General features: G+C 40.5%; 18 protein-coding genes and 1 pseudogene. 12 read left to right on the top strand and 7 right to left on the bottom strand.

Translation table 11 applies throughout. The features are described 5' to 3' along the window. Positions 1 to 125: 125 nt before the first annotated feature. The 3 genes from BEGALDRAFT_RS15850 to folP form a co-directional block, all read right to left on the bottom strand. The gene (locus tag BEGALDRAFT_RS15850; protein WP_002691733.1) at positions 126 to 1,505 is read right to left on the bottom strand and encodes a Fic family protein; all 1,380 of its coding nucleotides are present in this window, start codon (positions 1,503 to 1,505) and stop codon (positions 126 to 128) included. A 474-nt stretch (positions 1,506 to 1,979) separates the two neighbouring features. Beyond that, positions 1,980 to 2,180 carry an exodeoxyribonuclease VII small subunit gene (gene xseB, locus BEGALDRAFT_RS15845; RefSeq protein WP_002691732.1) on the bottom strand — a complete coding sequence of 67 codons (201 nt, stop codon included), beginning with the start codon at positions 2,178 to 2,180 and terminating at the stop codon, positions 1,980 to 1,982. Positions 2,181 to 2,183: 3 nt separating this feature from the next. Further along, positions 2,184 to 3,014, bottom strand: a complete 831-nt coding sequence (gene folP / locus BEGALDRAFT_RS15840; RefSeq protein ID WP_002691731.1) for a dihydropteroate synthase — start codon at positions 3,012 to 3,014, stop codon at positions 2,184 to 2,186. Between the two features lie 57 nt (positions 3,015 to 3,071). On the opposite strand from folP, the gene rsmA reads away from it, so the two are divergent. Both rsmA and glgB read left to right on the top strand, forming a co-directional pair. Further along, positions 3,072 to 3,872 carry a 16S rRNA (adenine(1518)-N(6)/adenine(1519)-N(6))-dimethyltransferase RsmA gene (gene rsmA, locus BEGALDRAFT_RS15835; RefSeq protein WP_040295004.1) on the top strand — a complete coding sequence of 267 codons (801 nt, stop codon included), beginning with the start codon at positions 3,072 to 3,074 and terminating at the stop codon, positions 3,870 to 3,872. A 37-nt stretch (positions 3,873 to 3,909) separates the two neighbouring features. Then, positions 3,910 to 6,078 carry a 1,4-alpha-glucan branching protein GlgB gene (gene glgB / locus BEGALDRAFT_RS15830; protein ID WP_002691727.1) on the top strand — a complete coding sequence of 723 codons (2,169 nt, stop codon included), beginning with the start codon at positions 3,910 to 3,912 and terminating at the stop codon, positions 6,076 to 6,078. Positions 6,079 to 6,100: 22 nt separating this feature from the next. On the opposite strand, the gene BEGALDRAFT_RS15825 is transcribed toward glgB, so the two are convergent. Further along, positions 6,101 to 7,066, bottom strand: a complete 966-nt coding sequence (locus BEGALDRAFT_RS15825; protein ID WP_002691725.1) for an HNH endonuclease — start codon at positions 7,064 to 7,066, stop codon at positions 6,101 to 6,103. A gap of 181 nt (positions 7,067 to 7,247) precedes the next feature. Here BEGALDRAFT_RS15825 and BEGALDRAFT_RS15820 point away from each other — a divergent pair, with 181 nt between their 5' ends. Genes BEGALDRAFT_RS15820 through BEGALDRAFT_RS15800 form a run of 5 tightly spaced genes read left to right on the top strand, consistent with a single transcriptional unit; the run spans position 7,248 to position 11,903 of the window. Further along, positions 7,248 to 8,051 (top strand): NADH-quinone oxidoreductase subunit B family protein, encoded by an 804-nt coding sequence (locus BEGALDRAFT_RS15820; protein ID WP_002691723.1) that lies wholly within the window; start codon positions 7,248 to 7,250, stop codon positions 8,049 to 8,051. Then, entirely contained in the window at positions 8,048 to 9,394 is a 1,347-nt protein-coding gene (locus BEGALDRAFT_RS15815) for a Ni/Fe hydrogenase subunit alpha (protein ID WP_002691721.1), read from the top strand. Before BEGALDRAFT_RS15820 ends, BEGALDRAFT_RS15815 begins: the two co-directional genes overlap by 4 nt. After that, positions 9,384 to 9,911 (top strand): hydrogenase maturation protease, encoded by a 528-nt coding sequence (locus BEGALDRAFT_RS15810; RefSeq protein WP_002691719.1) that lies wholly within the window; start codon positions 9,384 to 9,386, stop codon positions 9,909 to 9,911. Before BEGALDRAFT_RS15815 ends, BEGALDRAFT_RS15810 begins: the two co-directional genes overlap by 11 nt. Continuing rightward, positions 9,904 to 11,022, top strand: coding sequence for a 4Fe-4S dicluster domain-containing protein (locus tag BEGALDRAFT_RS15805; protein ID WP_002691717.1), 1,119 nt, complete (start codon positions 9,904 to 9,906; stop codon positions 11,020 to 11,022). The genes BEGALDRAFT_RS15810 and BEGALDRAFT_RS15805 overlap by 8 nt, the downstream gene beginning before the upstream one ends. A gap of 17 nt (positions 11,023 to 11,039) precedes the next feature. Then, positions 11,040 to 11,903, top strand: a complete 864-nt coding sequence (locus BEGALDRAFT_RS15800; RefSeq protein WP_002691715.1) for an FAD/NAD(P)-binding protein — start codon at positions 11,040 to 11,042, stop codon at positions 11,901 to 11,903. A gap of 211 nt (positions 11,904 to 12,114) precedes the next feature. Here the strand turns inward: BEGALDRAFT_RS15800 and BEGALDRAFT_RS15795 are convergent, their stop codons facing one another. From BEGALDRAFT_RS15795 to BEGALDRAFT_RS19010, 3 genes and pseudogenes are all read right to left on the bottom strand, one after another. Then, the gene (locus tag BEGALDRAFT_RS15795; RefSeq protein ID WP_002691713.1) at positions 12,115 to 13,905 is read right to left on the bottom strand and encodes an ATP-binding protein; all 1,791 of its coding nucleotides are present in this window, start codon (positions 13,903 to 13,905) and stop codon (positions 12,115 to 12,117) included. Further along, the gene (locus tag BEGALDRAFT_RS15790) at positions 13,902 to 15,053 is read right to left on the bottom strand and encodes a DNA cytosine methyltransferase (RefSeq protein ID WP_002691711.1); all 1,152 of its coding nucleotides are present in this window, start codon (positions 15,051 to 15,053) and stop codon (positions 13,902 to 13,904) included. Before BEGALDRAFT_RS15790 ends, BEGALDRAFT_RS15795 begins: the two co-directional genes overlap by 4 nt. A gap of 283 nt (positions 15,054 to 15,336) precedes the next feature. Then, positions 15,337 to 15,477, bottom strand: a pseudogene (locus tag BEGALDRAFT_RS19010) (IS1 family transposase); the annotation flags it as partial. A gap of 166 nt (positions 15,478 to 15,643) precedes the next feature. Between BEGALDRAFT_RS19010 and BEGALDRAFT_RS19000 the strand changes: the two are divergent. From BEGALDRAFT_RS19000 to BEGALDRAFT_RS15770, 5 genes are all read left to right on the top strand, one after another. Beyond that, positions 15,644 to 15,922, top strand: coding sequence for a tyrosine-type recombinase/integrase (locus tag BEGALDRAFT_RS19000; protein ID WP_081484202.1), 279 nt, complete (start codon positions 15,644 to 15,646; stop codon positions 15,920 to 15,922). A 430-nt stretch (positions 15,923 to 16,352) separates the two neighbouring features. Then, complete coding sequence (locus tag BEGALDRAFT_RS15785) at positions 16,353 to 16,712, top strand: hypothetical protein (protein WP_002691707.1); 360 nt, start codon at positions 16,353 to 16,355, stop codon at positions 16,710 to 16,712. 175 nt (positions 16,713 to 16,887) lie between these two features. Then, positions 16,888 to 17,988, top strand: coding sequence for a phage/plasmid replication domain-containing protein (locus BEGALDRAFT_RS15780; protein WP_002691704.1), 1,101 nt, complete (start codon positions 16,888 to 16,890; stop codon positions 17,986 to 17,988). A 3-nt stretch (positions 17,989 to 17,991) separates the two neighbouring features. Then, positions 17,992 to 18,396: a hypothetical protein gene (locus tag BEGALDRAFT_RS15775; RefSeq protein ID WP_002691703.1), complete on the top strand. Its 405-nt coding sequence runs from the start codon at positions 17,992 to 17,994 to the stop codon at positions 18,394 to 18,396. Next, entirely contained in the window at positions 18,396 to 18,773 is a 378-nt protein-coding gene (locus tag BEGALDRAFT_RS15770) for a hypothetical protein (protein ID WP_040295003.1), read from the top strand. Before BEGALDRAFT_RS15775 ends, BEGALDRAFT_RS15770 begins: the two co-directional genes overlap by 1 nt. The last annotated feature ends 29 nt before the right edge of the window (positions 18,774 to 18,802 follow it).

Genomic DNA, 18,802 nt, shown 5'->3' with positions numbered 1-18,802 from the left:
GCAGGATTAAAAAGCGTGATTCGCATTAATTTCTTGGTTTAAGGGTTTTAAATTCTGTTAATTCTGATTCAGACAAGCTGTCGTCTTTTTAATAGAAACTCGCCGAACTCAGGTTAGAGTAACGACTAAAACCCAGCTTCTTTAGTACTACCCTTTCTTTTACCATTAATCAACTTATCTTTTAAATCTGGCGGAACAACAAAAACGAAAGAGTTACCATATTTTCTTTTTCTCAGTAAATTTAAATCATCTGACATTTTTAATAAGTCCGTCCTTGCTGTTTGGTAACTAATAGCATGGGATGCCTGATGTTCTTGGATACGATAGATAAAGGTTGGATTTTTTAACGCATGTTTTAATAAAGACAATTGTCTGTGATTTAATTGTCCTTTTGCCTCTGAATTTTCTAACCATTTTTCTACTTCTTCAATTTCTAAGGATTTCTTAGACAAATAATCATGTAACGCACTTATCCCTTTTCTAATCACACCAGTCTGATGAACTAGAAAGTAAGTCATATCATTATTATCTGTTTCTGTGTGCAAATAGGCATTCCCATATTGAATAGGTGCTTGTTTAATAATGCTAGAAATCGATACAAACTCCATTAACCAATAACCATGTTTTGCCATTGCCCAATAAAATAAGGCTCTAGCAGTTCTACCATTTCCATCAACAAAGGGATGATCATAACCAATCATAAAATGTAGGATAATCGCCTGAATCACTGGATGAATAAATGGGTCTTCATGTATCTTATTTGCAAAATCACAAAGCTTCTGAATTCGCATTGCTAATTCGTTGGCGCGGGGTGGTGTATGCAGTATTTCAACTTTACTGGCATCTACCACATGAATGTCATCCGATTCATCTCTGAATTTGCCTGCTTTTTCTGGATTATCTAATGTCCCTTTTGTCAGTACCTCATGCAGATGAAGAATTAAAGAGGGCGTTAAATCTTCCTCTTTGTAGTCCCGAATAACTCTCATCGCTTGATAATTATTAAAAATCATTTTCTCACTATGATCTTTAGGTTCTCTCCCTTGTCGCAACATTTCCTTTGCAACGTTTCTAGTGGTTGATGCACCTTCAAGCTGGCTTGAACTAATCGATTCCTCCATCAGAGAACTTATTAAGTAAGTATCTCGTGTATGTGGATTAGTAATGGGCTGATTCATGATAATGCTGCCCGCTGCATTTTTATCTAACCAATGTAACTCCTTATATAAACTATCTGGCACACAAAATGAAAATGGCTTGCCGTGTTTATCTGTAAAAGATAATTTTTTAGAGATATGTTGCCTAGCGATTTTAGTGGCAAACCAATATTCTTCGCTGGTTAATCCCTCAGGGGGTATCAGATGCTTGAGTTTTTCCCAATGCAAATAACGCCCTTTGATGTCTTCAGGACCTACTTTTGCATTCGTGATAATAGATATGATTTTCGTCATATCTTTTTGATTAAAAAATTTTTCAAACGGCGGCGGGCTTTCAGGAATTTTCATTGTAACCACTGTATTGTATTTTTCGACCTAATACATTCGTACCTATACAACTAGACTACTAATTTTTATTTTTTTAGTAAATACTAAACTAACCTGAGTTCGGCGAGTTTTATAAAATAAAACAGAGACCTGCTAGGTTTTGAAAACCTAGCAGGTCTGTCGGAACACGCGAAAAGGGTTGAAGGACTGGCAGAGACTACTCTCTTGTTTTTCATCGTGATTCATTAGACAAGATTAAAACATTGTCTGAATCAGGATTTTCAGGATTCACAGGATTAGCAGGATTTAAAACCCTCAAACCAAAAAGTCAGGTGGATCACGCTTTTTAATCCTGCTAATCCTGAAAATCCTGTGAATTCTGATTCAGATAAGCTGTTATCTTTTTAAAAGAATCTTGCCTAACTCAGGTTAACCCTATTGTTTTTATCGATGAAAAACGAAACCCCATCCTATTTTTAGGTGGGGGTTTCTTCTTTACTCCACCCCCTTCAATACCTTTTCTACCGCTTCAATCCGTTCTTGACAGACTTTATAGGCTTTGCTGGCTTCTTCTACGAGGGGTATCAGTTGGTCTATGTCTATGTTTTCAGTTTCGCGCATGGTGTCGGCGATGGTTTTTAGTTTGTCATAGTTTGTTTTATAGCTGTTTGTATTTGCTGTTTTTCGGGTTGCCATTTTTTAATCTCCTGTCTTTTCTTGTAAGACTGCGTAAGTTGTTTTAACGATGTCCACCGTTGCTGCTACGTCGTGAGTGCGGATGATTTTCGCGCCTTTGCTTAACGCTAATACGGCAAGGGCTAAACTGCCATAAAGTCGTTCTGTGACGGGTTTATGCAACACCGCGCCGAGTAACGATTTACGCGATACGCCAATAAGTACAGGGTAGTTTAAGGCGGTGAGTTGTTCTAATCGGTTCATCAGTTGTAAGTTGTGTTCAGGGGTTTTACCAAACCCAAATCCAGGGTCGAGCCAGATGCGTTCTTTGGCAATGCCTGCGTCTAAACAGGCTTGAGCGCGGGCTTGAAGGTAGTCGCAGACTTCACGACTTACGTCTTCGTAGGTAGGATTAATTTGCATGGTTTGTGGTGTGCCTTGTTTGTGCATCAGGCAAACAGTCACGTTGGGTGATTCGGCAACAGCTTGTAAACTGTCTGTTTCAGTAAGGGCGGCGATGTCGTTGATAATCTGCACGCCTGCTTGTATCGCGGCACGCATCACATTGGCTTTATAGGTATCGACGGAAACGAGAATAGGAAATTCTGCTAAAACGGCTTCGATAATCGGCATGACGCGGGCAAGTTCTTCTTGTTCTTCGACGGGTTGGGCGTTGGGGCGGGTAGATTCGCCACCAATATCTAAAATTTGCGCACCTTCTTTAATGAGTTGTTCGGCTTGGCGTAGGGCGTTGTCTTTGATTGTGTATTTACCGCCATCAGAGAAGGAGTCGGGCGTAACATTTAAGATACCCATGACGAGTGGGGCAGTCGGTGGGAGGGTGGTTTGTGTCATAATGTGTTTCTCAATTTTGATTAAAAATAATGCGTGTGTGCAATTAAAGTGATTGTTATGAGCCAGTCCAATATGTTCCCGCAACCGCGTAAACGGTTCGGACAGAATTTTTTACATGATACTTATGTAATTCAACGAATTATCCAGTCTTTTGCGCCGCGTGCTGGTCAGTCAGTTGTCGAAATTGGCGCGGGGCGGGGGGCGTTGACTTTACCCTTGTTGGAAATCTTGGGGCAGTTGACCGTTGTTGAGATAGATAGAGATTTAGCCAGTTTATTGCAACAGGCTTGTGCTAAATTGGGTGAGTTGCGTTTGTATCAGGCGGATGCGTTGCGCTTTGATTTTGGCGAATTGGCGCAGGCAGGTCAATCTTTGCGGATTATTGGTAATTTGCCGTATAACATTTCTACGCCGTTGTTATTTCATTTGTTAAGTTTCGCGCCTGTTGTTAGTGATATGTTGTTTATGTTGCAAAAAGAGGTGGTTGACCGTATGACGGCTGAACCTGATAGCGCGGATTATGGGCGGTTGTCGGTGGCTTTGCAGTATCGTTGTCATGTAGAAAAGTTATTTAATGTTGGTGCGGGGTCGTTTACGCCTGCGCCGAAAGTTGAATCGAGTATTGTGCAGTTAATCCCTTATCAGACATTGCCTTATCCTGCGAATGATGAGGCGATATTTCAGCGAGTGATTACGAGCGCGTTTGCACAACGACGGAAGACCTTACGGAATAATTTAAAAAGTCTGTTATCTGATGCGCAAATTCAGCAGGCAGAGATAGACCCGCAAATACGAGCGGAAACGTTAAGCGTTGCGGATTTTGTGCGTTTAGCGAATATTGTGCAGGCTTCTATATAATCGTTATAAAATTTGCCAAAGGGATGGATTCATTGCCATGACGACAGGAATCACAACGGATATTCAGCGGATTTTATCTGCGTCACATCATGACCCGTTTGCAGTCTTAGGACGGCATGTGCAGGGTAAAAAGTGTTCTATCCGCGTGTTGTTACCACAGGCGCAAGTGGTGCAGATTTTACCCGCGCAATTGGCATTAACCCGTTTAGAAAATACCGATTTTTTTGAATGGGTGGGCAATCCTCATGCAGTATCAAGTATCTATAAAATTCGTTGGTGCGATACGTTGGGACAATGGCATGAGCAATATGACCCTTATTGTTTTCCACCACAATTAAGCGAATTTGATTTGCATTTGTTTAATGAAGGGAAACATCGCCATGCTTATACGTTTTTAGGGGCGCATCCGCGCATTATCGACGGTGTTACAGGCGTTTTATTTGCGGTTTGGTCGCCTCATGCAGAACGGGTGAGTGTTGTTGGTGATTTTAATCAATGGGATGGGCGCGTGCACCCGATGCGGGTACGGGGCAATAGTGGCGTGTGGGAGTTATTTATCCCTGATTTACCCGTTGAAAGTTTATATAAATTTGAAATTCGTCAGCGTGGAACAGGGCAAATTACATTAAAAGCTGACCCTTACGCGCAAGGTTTAGAACAACGTCCCCGCACCGCTTGCTATGTTGTTCCGCCAACGCAACACCAATGGCAAGATGCACAATGGCTCGCAGAACGCGCACAAAATCAATGGCTAAAGCGTCCTATGAGTATCTACGAAGTACATTTAGGCTCATGGCAACGCACAGAAACAGGCGAATTTTTATCTTATCGTGAATTAGCCCCGCGTTTAGTCGCTTATGTGCGTGAATTAGGCTTTACACATATCGAATTACTCCCCATTGCCGAACATCCTTATGACCCTTCATGGGGTTATCAAGTCACGGGATTTTATGCCCCAACCAGCCGATTTGGTTCACCTGACGACTTCCGCTACTTCGTCGATTACTGCCATCAACATCAAATCGGCGTGTTATTAGATTGGGTCGCGGGACATTTTCCCAAAGATGCGCACGGACTCGCCCAATTCGACGGCACAGCCCTATACGAATACGCCGACCCACGCAAAGGCGAGCATAAAGAATGGGGGACATACGTTTTTAATTATGCCCGCCATGAAGTGCGCAGTTTTTTAATCTCCAATGCCCTGTATTGGCTGAAAGAATTTCATATTGATGGCTTACGTGTCGATGCTGTTGCCTCAATGTTATATTTAGACTACTCCCGCAAAGCAGGTGAATGGTTGCCCAATGCTTACGGCGGTAATGAACATATTGAAGCCATTGAATTCTTACGTGAATTAAACAGCATTACCCATGCGGAATGTATCGGCACTCTAATGATTGCTGAAGAATCCACCAGTTGGGCGCAAGTGACCCGTCCGACATGGGTTGGCGGTTTAGGCTTTAGCATGAAGTGGAATATGGGCTGGATGCACGACACGCTTAATTATTTCAGCCAAGACCCAATTTATCGAAGTTATCACCATCAATTGCTAACCTTTGGAATGCTTTACGCCTTTAGTGAAAACTTTGTGTTACCTTTTTCCCATGATGAAGTTGTCCATGGAAAACGCTCACTATTGGACAAAATGGCGGGCGATACGTGGCAAAAATTTGCGAATTTACGCTTGCTATATACCTATTTATGGACATATTCAGGCAAGAAATTATTATTCATGGGCTGTGAATTTGCACAAGGGCGTGAATGGAGCGAATCGCGGGCATTAGATTGGGAATTATTAAACATCCCCTATCATCAAGGCATACAAACCTTAGTCAAAGATTTAAATCACTTATATTGCCAATCTCCAGCACTCCATCAATTAGATTTTGACCGCCAAGGCTTTGCATGGATAGACTGCCACGACAGCGCACAATCAGTGATAGCCTATAAACGCTGTGCAGGCGAATCACAATTAATCATCGTCTTAAATTTCACCCCTATCCCGCGCCATCATTACCGCATTGGCGTTGCGCAAGCGGGAACGTATCAAGAAATTTTCAACTCTGATTCCGAATATTATCAAGGTAGTAATGTAGGAAATGGCGAATTAACCGCAGAAGCTATCGCATGGATGGGCGAAACGTATAGTATTGAATTAACATTGCCACCACTGGCGGGGGTAGTGTTGCAGTGGGTGGAATAATAACGACTGTTGATTTCGTGAGTTATGCTCTAAACACATTTTCTTGATGCCACTTTAAATTATCTAATCGGGGATAAAATAAAGCATCACTTGGCAATAAAATCGCCTGATTGGCAAATTGTTTAATACCATAATTTGTATTGGTGTTTTCAGCCAAATAAGGCGAAATCTTTACTTTAAAATCATTGTCTATCGTCAATAATCCTCTATCAAATGCTCGATGCAGGTTCGGACATAAAGCAATCCCATTACTGACCGTATCATCATGTGAAATACTGAAAGGGATAATATGACAAGCATCTATCATCTGTAAATTCCATAGGTTGTCCAACCGCCAGCCAGAGATACAACAAGTATCGTTGTATAAACGCGGAATCAGCTTTTTAAAAGTCTGGCTACGTAAAAAAATCTCTTCTTCGTCTTTTAAGGCTTCAGACGCAATTCGATATTCAGTGGCTGATTCTTGAATCATCTTTGTTTCTAATTGTTCTAAATAATTATTTTTATTCTGTGCTTTGTTCAGATATAACGCCATGGTTTCAGGAAAGTATTGTGTTAATAAACAATGCTGTAACTCATAGCGACTATTTGGATTAAGTAAAAGCTGAAATAAATCAGACTCTAACTCAGCATACGCCACTATTGCATTTAAGCTATTAAAACTAAAACGAACAACGGTTTGTAATTCTTGTGTGCAATCTGGTTTCGGAATTAATTGCCAAAAACCATCATTTTTTAAGTAAAAAAAAGGGTATATCAATTGACAGGTATGTTTTGTTGTCACTAATAGTAACCAATTTTCTTTAAAGGTGGCGATAAGTTCAGGACTGAGTGTTATCTGATTTTGTTGAATTTGTCCTTTGTTTATCAGTTCTATAATAGAGAGCAATAACAGTGGTTTATGGGGGGCATCTCCGCCCATGGTTTTCCGTTTACTTTTATCAATGCCAAGATGGGTAAATTTTTGTAAATAATTTTTTAAGTCCATTTTCTTTTAATTAAAAGCCTTATTTAAACGTATTATTATTTTAGCAGGTGAGATAATAATTTTTTCTAAGTGAACTGATGAAATACAAGAAAAAACTTAACCTTTCCTAAAGTTCTCTGCGTGAATCCTGTACATAATAAGTCTGTATTTTAGTGTAAATCATCTAAAAGGAGGCGTGACAATGAGTGTCATGACGAGGTTGCAGTCTCAGTATGAGCGACCAACGGTTGCAGTGCATAAGTTTAGTTCCTGTGATGGTTGTCAGTTGGCGTTTTTAAATTTGGGAGAAACGTTGATTAAACTCACTGAGTTGGTCGATATTGTGCATTTTGTGGAGGCTGGGGCGAATCAGCCTGAACGAGCAGTCGATATTGCCTTTGTAGAAGGGAGTATTTCTACACCTGAGGAGGCAGAGCGGATTAAAGCTGTGCGTCAGAATAGTCGCTATTTAATCGCTATCGGTGCGTGTGCAATTGCTGGTGGGATTCAGGCGTTGCGGAATGGGCAGGATGTGCCTGCATGGACTCGTGCCGTTTATCAGCATCCTGAGGCGATTGAGTCGTTGGCAACGGCTACGTCTTTAGCCCAGCATGTGCGAGTGGATTTTGAGTTACAGGGTTGTCCGATTAATAGTTTTCAGTTGTTAAGTGCGATTCGAGCGTTGTTGTTTGGGGTAGAGCCTCCGCGTGACCAAGATAAGTTATGCGCGGAGTGTAAGCGGTCGGGTAAGGCGTGTGTGATGGTGACACAGCAATTGCCTTGTATGGGGGCGGTAACGCGCACGGGGTGCGGGGTGTTGTGTCCGCATCAGTCACGGGATTGTTATGCATGTTATGGGCCTGCGGAGAATGTGAATACGCAGGCATTAATCCAGCAGTTTCAGCTGCTTGGAGTGAGTCCATCGGTAATTTCTCAGCGGTTTGCGTTGTTTAATAATCAATCTCCCGCGTTTGCGCGAGCCACTCAGGAGGCTAAGAATTTATGAGTGATTCTACTTTTTCAGCCGTTTCGACCAGTCAGCGCAGTTTAACCATTACCGTGCCTGCTTTAACTCGAGTAGAGGGGGAGGGGGGTCTCGATTTGGTGGTGAAGGATGGCAAAATTACGGATTTAAAATTGCGGATTTTTGAGCCACCGCGTTATTTTGAGAAGTTTTTAGAGGGGCGAACATTTGAGCAGGTGCTTGATATTGTGGCGCGAATTTGTGGGATTTGTCCCGTTGCGTATCAGATGAGTGCGGTTCATGCGATTGAGTCAATTTTTCAGGTGAATATCTCGCCTTGGGCGCGGGAAATGCGCCGTTTGTTGTATTGTGGGGAGTGGTTAGAAAGTCATAATTTGCATATTCATTTGTTAGCCTTGCCTGATTTTTTAGGCTTTAAAAGTGCGTTAGAGATGGCGGGGCAGTATGGCGAGCCGTTAAAACGTGGGTTACGCTTGCAACATATTGGTAATGATATTATTCGTTTATTGGGCGGGCGGTCGGTGCATCCTGTTGGGGTGCGGGTGGGTGGTTTTTATCACGCGCCAACTGTTGCGCAGATGTCGGCGTTAAAACAGAAGATTTTAGAAGCCTTGCCCGATGCAGAAGCCTTAGTCCGTTGGACGGCATCGTTGGCATTACCTGATTATCATCAGTCATTTACAACGGTTTGTAATCGTCACGCGCAAGAGTATCCGTTTAACGAAGGGCGGTTAGTGTCTAGTGATGGGTTAGATATCGCAATTGCGGATTATGAGCAGTATTTCACTGAGTTACATGTCCCGCATTCGACGGCATTGCATTCTACTTTACGTAATGCTCAAGGCAATGAGCAGTCTTATTTAGTGGGCCCTTTGGCGCGGGTGAATTTGAATTATGCACAGTTGCCCGCTGCGGTGCGTTTTAATGTGGAGCAAACAGCGGTTCGTTTTCCGAGTCAAAACGTTTTCCATAGCATTGTCGCGCGGGCGGTTGAGGTGCATTTTGCTTTGTTGGAAGCCTTACGGATTTTAGAAAATTATCAAGTGCCTGAACGTCCTTATGTTGATATTACGCCCCGCGCTGGGGTGGGCTATGGTTGTACAGAAGCCCCACGTGGGATGTTGTGGCAACGTTGGGAATTAAATGAACGGGGGGAAGTGATTTCTTGCAAGATTGTTCCGCCAACCAGTCAGAATCAAATGCGTATTGAAGAGGATTTGCGCGATTCATTGGAGGAAATGGGCTTACAGCATAGCGATGAAGCATTGCGTTTACGGGCTGAAATGATTGTGCGTAATTATGACCCGTGCATTTCCTGTGCAACACATTTTCTTAAATTGAATATAACACGCCATGCAAGCTGAACACACAGCAAGGGTCTGTGTCGTGGGGGTTGGTTCACCGTTTGGCGATGACCAACTGGGCTGGTTTGTGGTTGAACGCCTAGAACAAATCGCGCCAAGCCTTGCCGATTATGTGCAATGTAGCGCGCCCAGTCGGGAACTATTGCCAATTTTGCGTGATAGGGAACACGTTATTATCGTTGATGCGTTGCATTCCGAAGCCTTATCTATCGGTACATGCAGAGAGTGGCAAGGCGTTGATGCCATTTGTCAGCTACCTAACCATTTATCTAGTCATGGCTTTGATGTCGCAAACACTGTGCAACTTGCTAAACAACTTGGTTGGCAACCGCGCTACCTACGTTTCTACGGCATTGACATCGACATTAATACCTGCCAGCCCACCGCCCTACACGCCCCATTAAGTCCCCCTGTTGCTCAAGCGATGGAACTGTTAATCGAAGCACTACACACTGATTTACAAGCAATAGACATGAATCAGATACAAGCTTCTCAGGAGAACTCCGCCCATGCGTAATCAAGACTTACTTATCTATTTACCCCATACCCAACTGCATTTATTGTTTAAAGTCCTACAACAAGCGGGCTATCAATGCGTTATCCCCCAAGTACGCGACCATACCATTGTTTTTGATACCGCTCCCGCTGATGCAACTGAGGCAGTCAACGCTTTACCACGTGGCTATCAAGACATTCAAAGCGCAGGACGTTACTGCCTAGAACACAACGATAATCCCCGTTACTTTGCATGGGCAACAGGAGCGCAAGCCCTCAAACCGCTGACTTTTGCCCCACGCGAAACCCTCTGGACAGTCAGCCGTGACGCGACAGGCAAACTCAACTTTGTTGAAACCTTACCCAACCCCAAACCCACTGCCGTGATTGGGGTACGCGGTTGCGATTTAGCCGCTTTACAACTGCAAGACCAACATTTCTGTTACAAAGAATATGCCGATAACTACTACAGCAAACGCCGACGCAGTCTGCTCCTCATTGGTGTTGACTGCGCCCGCAGTGCTGATACCTGTTTCTGTCACTCCACAGGCGATGGGGTCAATGTCACCTCAGGCTACGACATCGCCCTAACAGAACTAGATGACGGCTTTATTCTCCGCTTTAAAAGCGAAAAAGGACGCGCTTTACTTGCAGAACTCCCACAAACGCCTGTCAGTGAAGCCCAACAACAACAAGCCCAACAACAAACCCAAACCGCAATAGCTATGCAAACCCGTCGACTACCTTCCCGCGATTTGCAAGCGACCCTCTTCAGCCGTTTAGACCATCCCCACTGGGAAGAAGTCGCAAAACGCTGTTTATCCTGTACCAGCTGCACCTCCGTCTGTCCTACCTGCTTCTGTCACAGTGAAGGCGAACAAGCCGACATCACAGGCACACACAGCGAACACTATCGACAATGGGACTCCTGTTTTACCGCAGGACACAGCTACATGCACAGCTTCGTTTTACGCGACAGTACGACCTTCCGCTACCGCCAATGGATGACCCATAAACTCGGCAGTTGGCACGAACAATATGGACGCAGTGGCTGTGTTGGCTGTGGACGCTGTATTACATGGTGTCCCGTTGGAATTGATTTCACGGCAGAAGTTAGCGCAATTTGCGCCTAAAAACGGAGGAAACCACCATGCCCCAACAAAGCTTTGCCAACACCATCTTAGACAACCAATATTTTCCTCAAGAAGCGGAAATCGTTAAATTTATCCAAGAATCAAAAACGATTTTTACCCTACACCTACGCCTAACCGACCCGATAGCCCATGCAAACTACACCTACCACCCTGGGCAATTCAACATGCTCTACTTATACGGCGTGGGCGAGGTTGCTATCTCCATCGTCTCCGACCCTGAACATGAAGACCTGCTCGTACATACGATTAACCGCGTTGGACGGGTCACTAAAGGCTTTTCCCAACTCAAAGCAGGGCAACGCATCGGCATCCGTGGCCCTTTTGGGCGAGGCTGGCCATTACGAGAAGCAGAAGGGCAAGACGTTGTCATTATCTCAGGCGGGTTAGGCTGTGCCCCTGTTGTCTCCGTGATTAACTACATGCTCCGTCGTCGCCAACGCTTCGGCAAACTGACGATTGTGCAAAAAGTCAAACACGTTGACGAATTCATCTGGGAAGACCACTACCGCCAATGGCAAACCCTCCCTGATACAACAGTTCTAGTTGCCTCAACAGCGGGGTCAGTTAATTGGCACTGGCAAGTCAGCCCCAGAATTAAAGTGATTGAAGAAGTCGAAATCCGCTCCGAGCGCACCATCGCCATGATGTGCGGCCCTGAAGGCATGATGCAATCCGCAACCGTGCACTTGATAGAAAAAGGCATGTTAGAAAAATCGATTTACTTAAGCATGGAGCGCAACATGCAATGTGCTGTCGGACACTGCGGACACTGCCAAATCGGCGGGACATTCGTGTGCAAAAATGGCCCTGTCTATGCCTACCCTGAAATTAAGGGATTATTGGGGAAAGCGGGGTTTTAACTCCTAATCTTAACCATAAAAAAACCTTCCAGATTGAAATGGCTGGAAGGTTCTTTAATGTCGTCTAACCTATCTAAGTTCAGTGAGATTTTTTAAATTAAATTTGTCAAATTCAGATTATGTAAAGAATAAAAGATATTTGATTTAAACAATATTGAGATAATAAAATTAGTGAATTACTACTTAGTAAGTAAGTCTCAACAAAAAACACCTAATCATCTTTACTTAATTCAAAACTCACAAAAAACTCAAGTAACTCAAGAGTATCATTTCTAATTGTTATTATTTCTACTTCGGTTACAACTTGATTTCCATGCACTATCCCATTAAGTTTTTGATAGTGATTGATTAGCTTATTCATACTTGTATATAAAGCACCTCTATGTGTAAGCGGGAAAACCTCTTTATTATTTGGTAGCCATTTTCTTATCATTTCACCGTCAACGTCTTGTTTTCTTCTTTTCTCTTCTTGCATGGAAGAGTTATGAGCATCTAGTACTTTTTGGTTATTTTTAGACTTATTTATAAAATACTTTAGGGCAGTTTCAAATAAACCTCTATATAACATACAGGAGGTGTGAGGTAATTCCTTTATTTTTAAACTTCTTCCTTCAATAATTAAGTTGTTTAATATCATACTAGGTGATGATGGAAATTTATTAGGCAATAATGTTGCTTCGTCTTTTGTGTGTTTTCTCTGAATATTACGTTTTTTCTTAGTTGGTTTTTTTTGAGTTTCCGTTACAGACGGGTTTCCTTCCTGTAGTGTATTTTCTTGAAACTCAAGAGAGGTACTAAGGGGTAAACCAATTTCTTTATGGAAATTAGTACTTTTTTCATCCTCAGTTATATTTTCTTCTTTTTTTAGATTTTTCCAAATATTAATGACCTTTTTAGCATCTGCACGATAATTTTTAGATAACTCTTCTACTTTCTTTTTTAACTTGAGAAAATCAGGGCTATTTCGCTTAACATCAGTCTTATCTGTATTCCAAGGTAAATCTGATGGGTTTTCTGCAATCATACGCACGATACACACGAAACCATTATATTCAGAATGAAATACTGATGTAGAAAAACCATATATTGGTGATGTACTACGATCAACAATAACGCGGTCATTACAAATATAATAGATACCAAAAAACTTAGTTAATTTCTTATTCAAGCTCGTATTATGATCAGACTCACCCGCAAATCTATAATTCTCATGAACACCAACATCAAAATAAGCTTTAAACTGCTTGAAAGGCAAAGATTCAGAGCGATACGGTATTTTGCTATCTTTAGTAGATGGTGATCTTAGATTAGGTACTAGTGGCTTTATAGTTATTTCTGTATCAATATTGTTAGTACATATCTTCAGGTTAATTTGGAGACCTTTTTTTATAAAAATGGCATATCTAATTGATATTTGCTCTATTAGGTTATCACACCATGAGATATCCTTTATCTGATATTTAGTTTCTGATTTCAAATCTTTTATAACAAATAAAGTTTTTCTTTCTCCTGTAGTAGGATATCGTTTAAACTGCAAATTTTGTTCGTTTGATAAGGCACTATCTGCCGCTGCTCTGTATTCATATTTACCGTTATCTGTAATTAGCTCAAACTTTGAACCAGCTTTGAGTAAAGCACGTTTTAAACCTAAGCCATAAGAGCCAATACCATACTTATGGCGAGATGGTTTTCCCGTTATAAATGCACCATCATTTAATAAATTTTCCTCACTAAAAAAACCTTGACAGTTATCCAGTATAGAAATCTCATTATTAGATAATTTTAAATCTATTTGATATTCGTGATAGTCATTAGGTAAGCCATACTCATCTTTATGATAATCAGTAGTAGAAACAATATCATTCCTAGCAGAATCAATTGAGTTATCAATTAACTCAAATAGTGCATCAGTCAATTCAACATCTGTTGTTAAAATTCGCTCAATAAATTCTTTATCAATGCCAGTAGGAACTGAAATAGTATCTAATAATTCTGTACTCAAAATATTTCCTCAATTGATTTAATATAGTCCTGTGTCAACTTTGCTTTGATGAGTCTCATAATATGAAAGCTGACTAATGGTGAAACGCTATTACCAATCATTCTGAAACTATGCCATTTCGTTGGATGAAAACAAAACCAGTCGGGAAATCCCTGTAATCTAGCTGCTTCTCGAACAGTAATAACTCTAGGTTCATCTGGATGAATTGGACGAACAGCTTGATAACTACCTCTATCTGAACCAGTACCAGCCCGTAAAGTTGGACATAAGCCACTCCATTCTAGGCGTTTTGACTTGCTTATCTGATCTATCCCACCTTGCTGTAAAGCAACATAACGATCTTGAACAACTTTCATATGATGTGTATTAAAATGTCCAGATGTTAAATTCTGTTCTAACTTTTGCCGTGCTTCAATATTACCTAAATGTTTAGCTGGCATTTTTCTCATTTGCTGTGCATAGTCAGATAAATTTTGCGATGTTTTATAAGCTTTCCAACCAAACTCTGTTTTATGACTATTTTCTTTTAGGGGACTGGGTAAATCAGAAATCGCGTCTTTTACTGTTACCTGTACTGTCACCTGCTTATTTTGTACAGAAAAAAGGTTTATTTCAATAGGTTCTACTGTATTTTTATCATAACCAATGACAAAAACCCGCTTTCTTTTAGTAGGTACTCCAAAATCTGAGGCGTTTACTATAAAAGGGGGTAAAACCCTATATCTTTTATTTAAACTTTCAATAGCCTGATTCAACACCTCAAAATGTTTTTTATCTAATAAACCTTCCACATTTTCCATAACAAAAAACTTTGGCAGAAGAATATTTATATGTCTAAAAAAATCATTAATTAATGTTCTTCTAGGGTCATTTAAATCACCTATTCCCATTCTACTAAAACCTTGACAAGGAGGGCCACCAATTACCACATCAATATTTTGATTATTAAGAAAACTCCATGAATTATGACTCATTTTTGATAAATCACCATTAATTACATAAGTATTTGGAAAGTTATACTTATAAGCAGATTGCAATGTTGAATCTATATCTACAGCTGCGATTGTATGAAATCCCGCTAACTCAGCCCCTAAGCCAAATCCACCACAACCACAAAACAAGTCAACTATGTTTAATTGACTATACATAACTTGTCTCCAGTCTCTGTTTATTATCACAACTCGCAAATAAAATTTTTAAAATCAAAAAATATGCGTTTATTAAAAACTTTAAATTTTAAAATAATTAAGTCTAATGTTTAAGTATAAAACAATGAAATTATATTTTTTAAAATCTATAACACCAAGTTTTTATAATACTTTACTAACGCTTACAACCTAAGTTAACGTTTATTCATCTTAAAAAACTAATTTTTATCATATTTTCGCACAACTATATTTTTTTCACAAAACACTATAAATTTTGGTAGTGCTAAACAGGTAAGGATGAGTTGTAATGATTAATGAAAAAAATGATAGCCCCTACGTGATTTTGCAATTTCTTAGAGAAGGATAAGGTTTTGCGAACTAAGCGACTGACTTGCTGTCTCAATGTGTTATTAAATCGTTTTATAGAACCGATTTGAAATGTTTAAAAAGAAGCGAGTTGTTTAATCACGAGTCTGATAAAACACAGTTTCAGTTTAGCGTTAGCATTCTCAAGAGTCCGTTCAAAGTTCTTAACTAAGGACTTACAACGTTAAACCCAAGCATTAGATAAAGCCTACCTATTCCAAAGTATTAGAACCAATACACCGATATTAATCTCTAGCGCGTTCAGAACAGCCGTAAGACGGGCAAATATAGAAAACTTCCGTTTCCATGACCTCAGACATACAGCGGCGAGTTACTTAGCAATGAACGGAGAAAACCATTTAACGATAGCGTCCATATTGGGACATAAAACGTTAAGCATGGTTAAACGCTATGCACACCTAAACCTAAAACATACGGCGTTAGCATTAGAACGATTACAGACTCACTATGAAATTTTTTTAAGGGAAAAAGAAGAGGAATAACCGATTAAAACACTGAGCGAAAAATTTGCAAAAAACGCAGACAAAAAGGTAGCGTAGCCGTTTTCTTTTGAGCATAAGCCCTTGAAAACACTATGGAGCGGGTGATGGGAATCGAACCCACGCTATCAGCTTGGGAATCCTTTATAATCAATGTATTACACCTATAAATCAGCACTTAAAGATACTGAATAATAATATAAGCAACTTGAAAAATCATTAAACTCATGTAACTATTGAATAGTCTTATAATTACATGAGGTTAAAAAATGGCTACTACCGATAAAAAACGTTCTTATGACCCAAGTTATGAACCGACTGAAGAGCCTAATTATCCAAAGCGAAGTTATTACTTACTGCTTGTAATGTTTATCTATTTCCTAATTTTTTATGTTGCTATTCCATCAGTTATGTTTATTAAGGCGTTAATTAAATGACTGGCTACCTTTTTTTTAACTCTATTTTCTTTTATATCCTTATTTTGCCTAGTTTATTATTGGTAGGTTTAACGATTTATGCCACTATTCATGCTGTTGTTAGACAACGTTATATTTGGCTACTTTGCATTGTGTTCTTAATGCCTTTTGGCGCGTTCTTTTACCTGTTGCCTATCTTCATGCGGAAAAAAATCGAACGTGAATATCGAGAGCGTGAACAGCAACAAATAGAAAAACCTGTTAAAGGTGAAGTTGTTCGCAATCAAAAAGTTTTAGAAGCGCCTACCAATAAGCCCAAAGTAACAACTTCTCAAGAAGTTTTACATCGTATTCAAAGACAAAGGGCTGGACAATAAATTTTTTAAAAAACAGGGGGGCGGGGTTTGATGCTTGTCATCACCCCCGCCCCCCTTTCATTTGTACCCCCTCCCCCCCCTCTTACGTGTTAGTAATACGTAAAGTTAGCGTCAAAAATGGCAAATTTTTAGTAGTTAATTGAATCCGTTATCCACATTTGTTACAAGTATATTCATGATGATGCAAACACAAGAATCCCTTAAATTAACGCCTATTCAGTTTCAGCCCTTTTGCGACTGGGTCACTATCTCCCAACGTCATGGGCTTAATTCTGTAAAAGTCATTAATTCGGGTATGGTGGTTTATTTAGATTCTGATGGCAATATTGAGTATTACACTGAAAAACATCAGGTTCATGAAGGTAGTTATGATACTCGCTTAATGATTCGTTCTGATGGTTGTACGGTTTCTGTCTCTGGCAATGTCGGGGTCTTTGGTCGTCACGATAACGTTTTTAATTATTCTTTCGTTGACACCATTAAAAAATTAAATGACTTGCTGGTCAATGACTTTGAATTACCGCCGTTTACTGCGGGTGAAGATTATTTTAGACAAGTGAGATACCGACGTTCTAAGGAATTGCATTTATTGCGCGTGTGGACGGGTGCAACCTTATCAAGAATTGATTTAACACAAAATTTTGCGCTGGGTAGTCCTGAACTTGCTGAAGAATATCTGCATTATCTGGCTTCGTTAAAGCCTACAAGAATGAGAACTCAAATTAATGGCTCATCAGACACCATAGAAACCGTTAATTATGGTTTAACCAGTAAATACCGTTCTGGCGTGGTTTATAACAAGGCAATTGAATTTGCTAAACGCAAAGTTAATGAACTAAAACGCAAAGAACCTTATTACTTGAATTTATTAAACTATCTAACGGATAACGGTGTATTACGTTATGAACTACGTTTAAGACAACGCTATTTAACGCAATCTGGTCTTCGCTATTTGGGTGCAATTATGGAGTATCCTAAAGAATTAGATAAGGTTTTTACCGAATCTGCATCTGTTGTTATTCGTGACACTAGCTTAAGTTCTGTTAATCAATTAAGTCGTCCTGCATGGTTGACTTATCTGCGTTGGACACATGGGGCTAAATTGCCCAGTAATCGCACTTTTTACCGTCATCGCTCTGAAATTCTTCGTACTGTCGGGGTTGATGTTGCTTCACCCTACACCCCGCAATCAATGGACTATGCACGTCGTCATGAATTATCGATAAAACCTGCGGTTATTCCGTCGGGTTACTTTTTACCAAGACTAGAGGGTTAAGACATGTTAGTAATCGTTTTTAAAATTCAAGGTGGGCAATTTGACAAGGAACCGGGACAAGACAAAGTTCGTACATGGTCTAAAGCACAATTTTTTCAAGTTGGTTCTGACCGTGCACTTGCTCAAGGAGCAATGGAGGGTGATTGCGAATATAACTTAGTCTCTCAATACGCTGATAAAGTCCCCTTCTTAGCCAATTGTGACTTTTTCAACTCCTCCAAAAAAGACAAGAATGGAAAAGCTATTCCCGTTTCCGTTTTAGAGTCTGTGCAATTTATCCGTCAACTTTCCGCTTCTGATTTTCGCACTTTAGCTGAAGAACCTAAGCGAGAATATGAAGTTGTACCCAAAGACGATAAAAAATTTACTGGGGTTATTCCTCCCGCTATTCCCGCTAAAGTTGCCTAATGAAACCCTTCATTATCCTTGTTTTATTCTTGTTTTCCCTACCAGCTTCCGCCTGTTCATTGGTACGGGGTGGTTTAACTAATGAACAAGTGACTAATGCACTTTTTACTATTTGCACTCAACGCTTTAATACTTTTGACGTTTCTTATTGTTCCCTCTATGCCACTGAACACAGAGACACACAAAACTGTATTTATGCCCTCTCTGCACCCTATGGCTTTGTGGCTTATGCCTCTGTCTTTGGTGACTTAGTCGAGCCTGTTTTCGTTGAGTCTGCAACATTTGAACAACACATTTATCCCTTTATTTATTTAGGGGTAATGCTTAGTTGTGGGGCCGCTCTCCTTTTAGGGTTGCCATTTGTTCGGGGTAAATAATGGATATTGCACAAGCTAATCAAATTATT

This window comes from Beggiatoa alba B18LD (assembly GCF_000245015.1).
In the GTDB taxonomy this organism is placed as follows: Bacteria; Pseudomonadota; Gammaproteobacteria; order Beggiatoales; family Beggiatoaceae; genus Beggiatoa; species Beggiatoa alba.
Note: the sequence above shows the minus strand (reverse complement) of the source record. Positions and strands in the feature narration are given on the sequence as shown.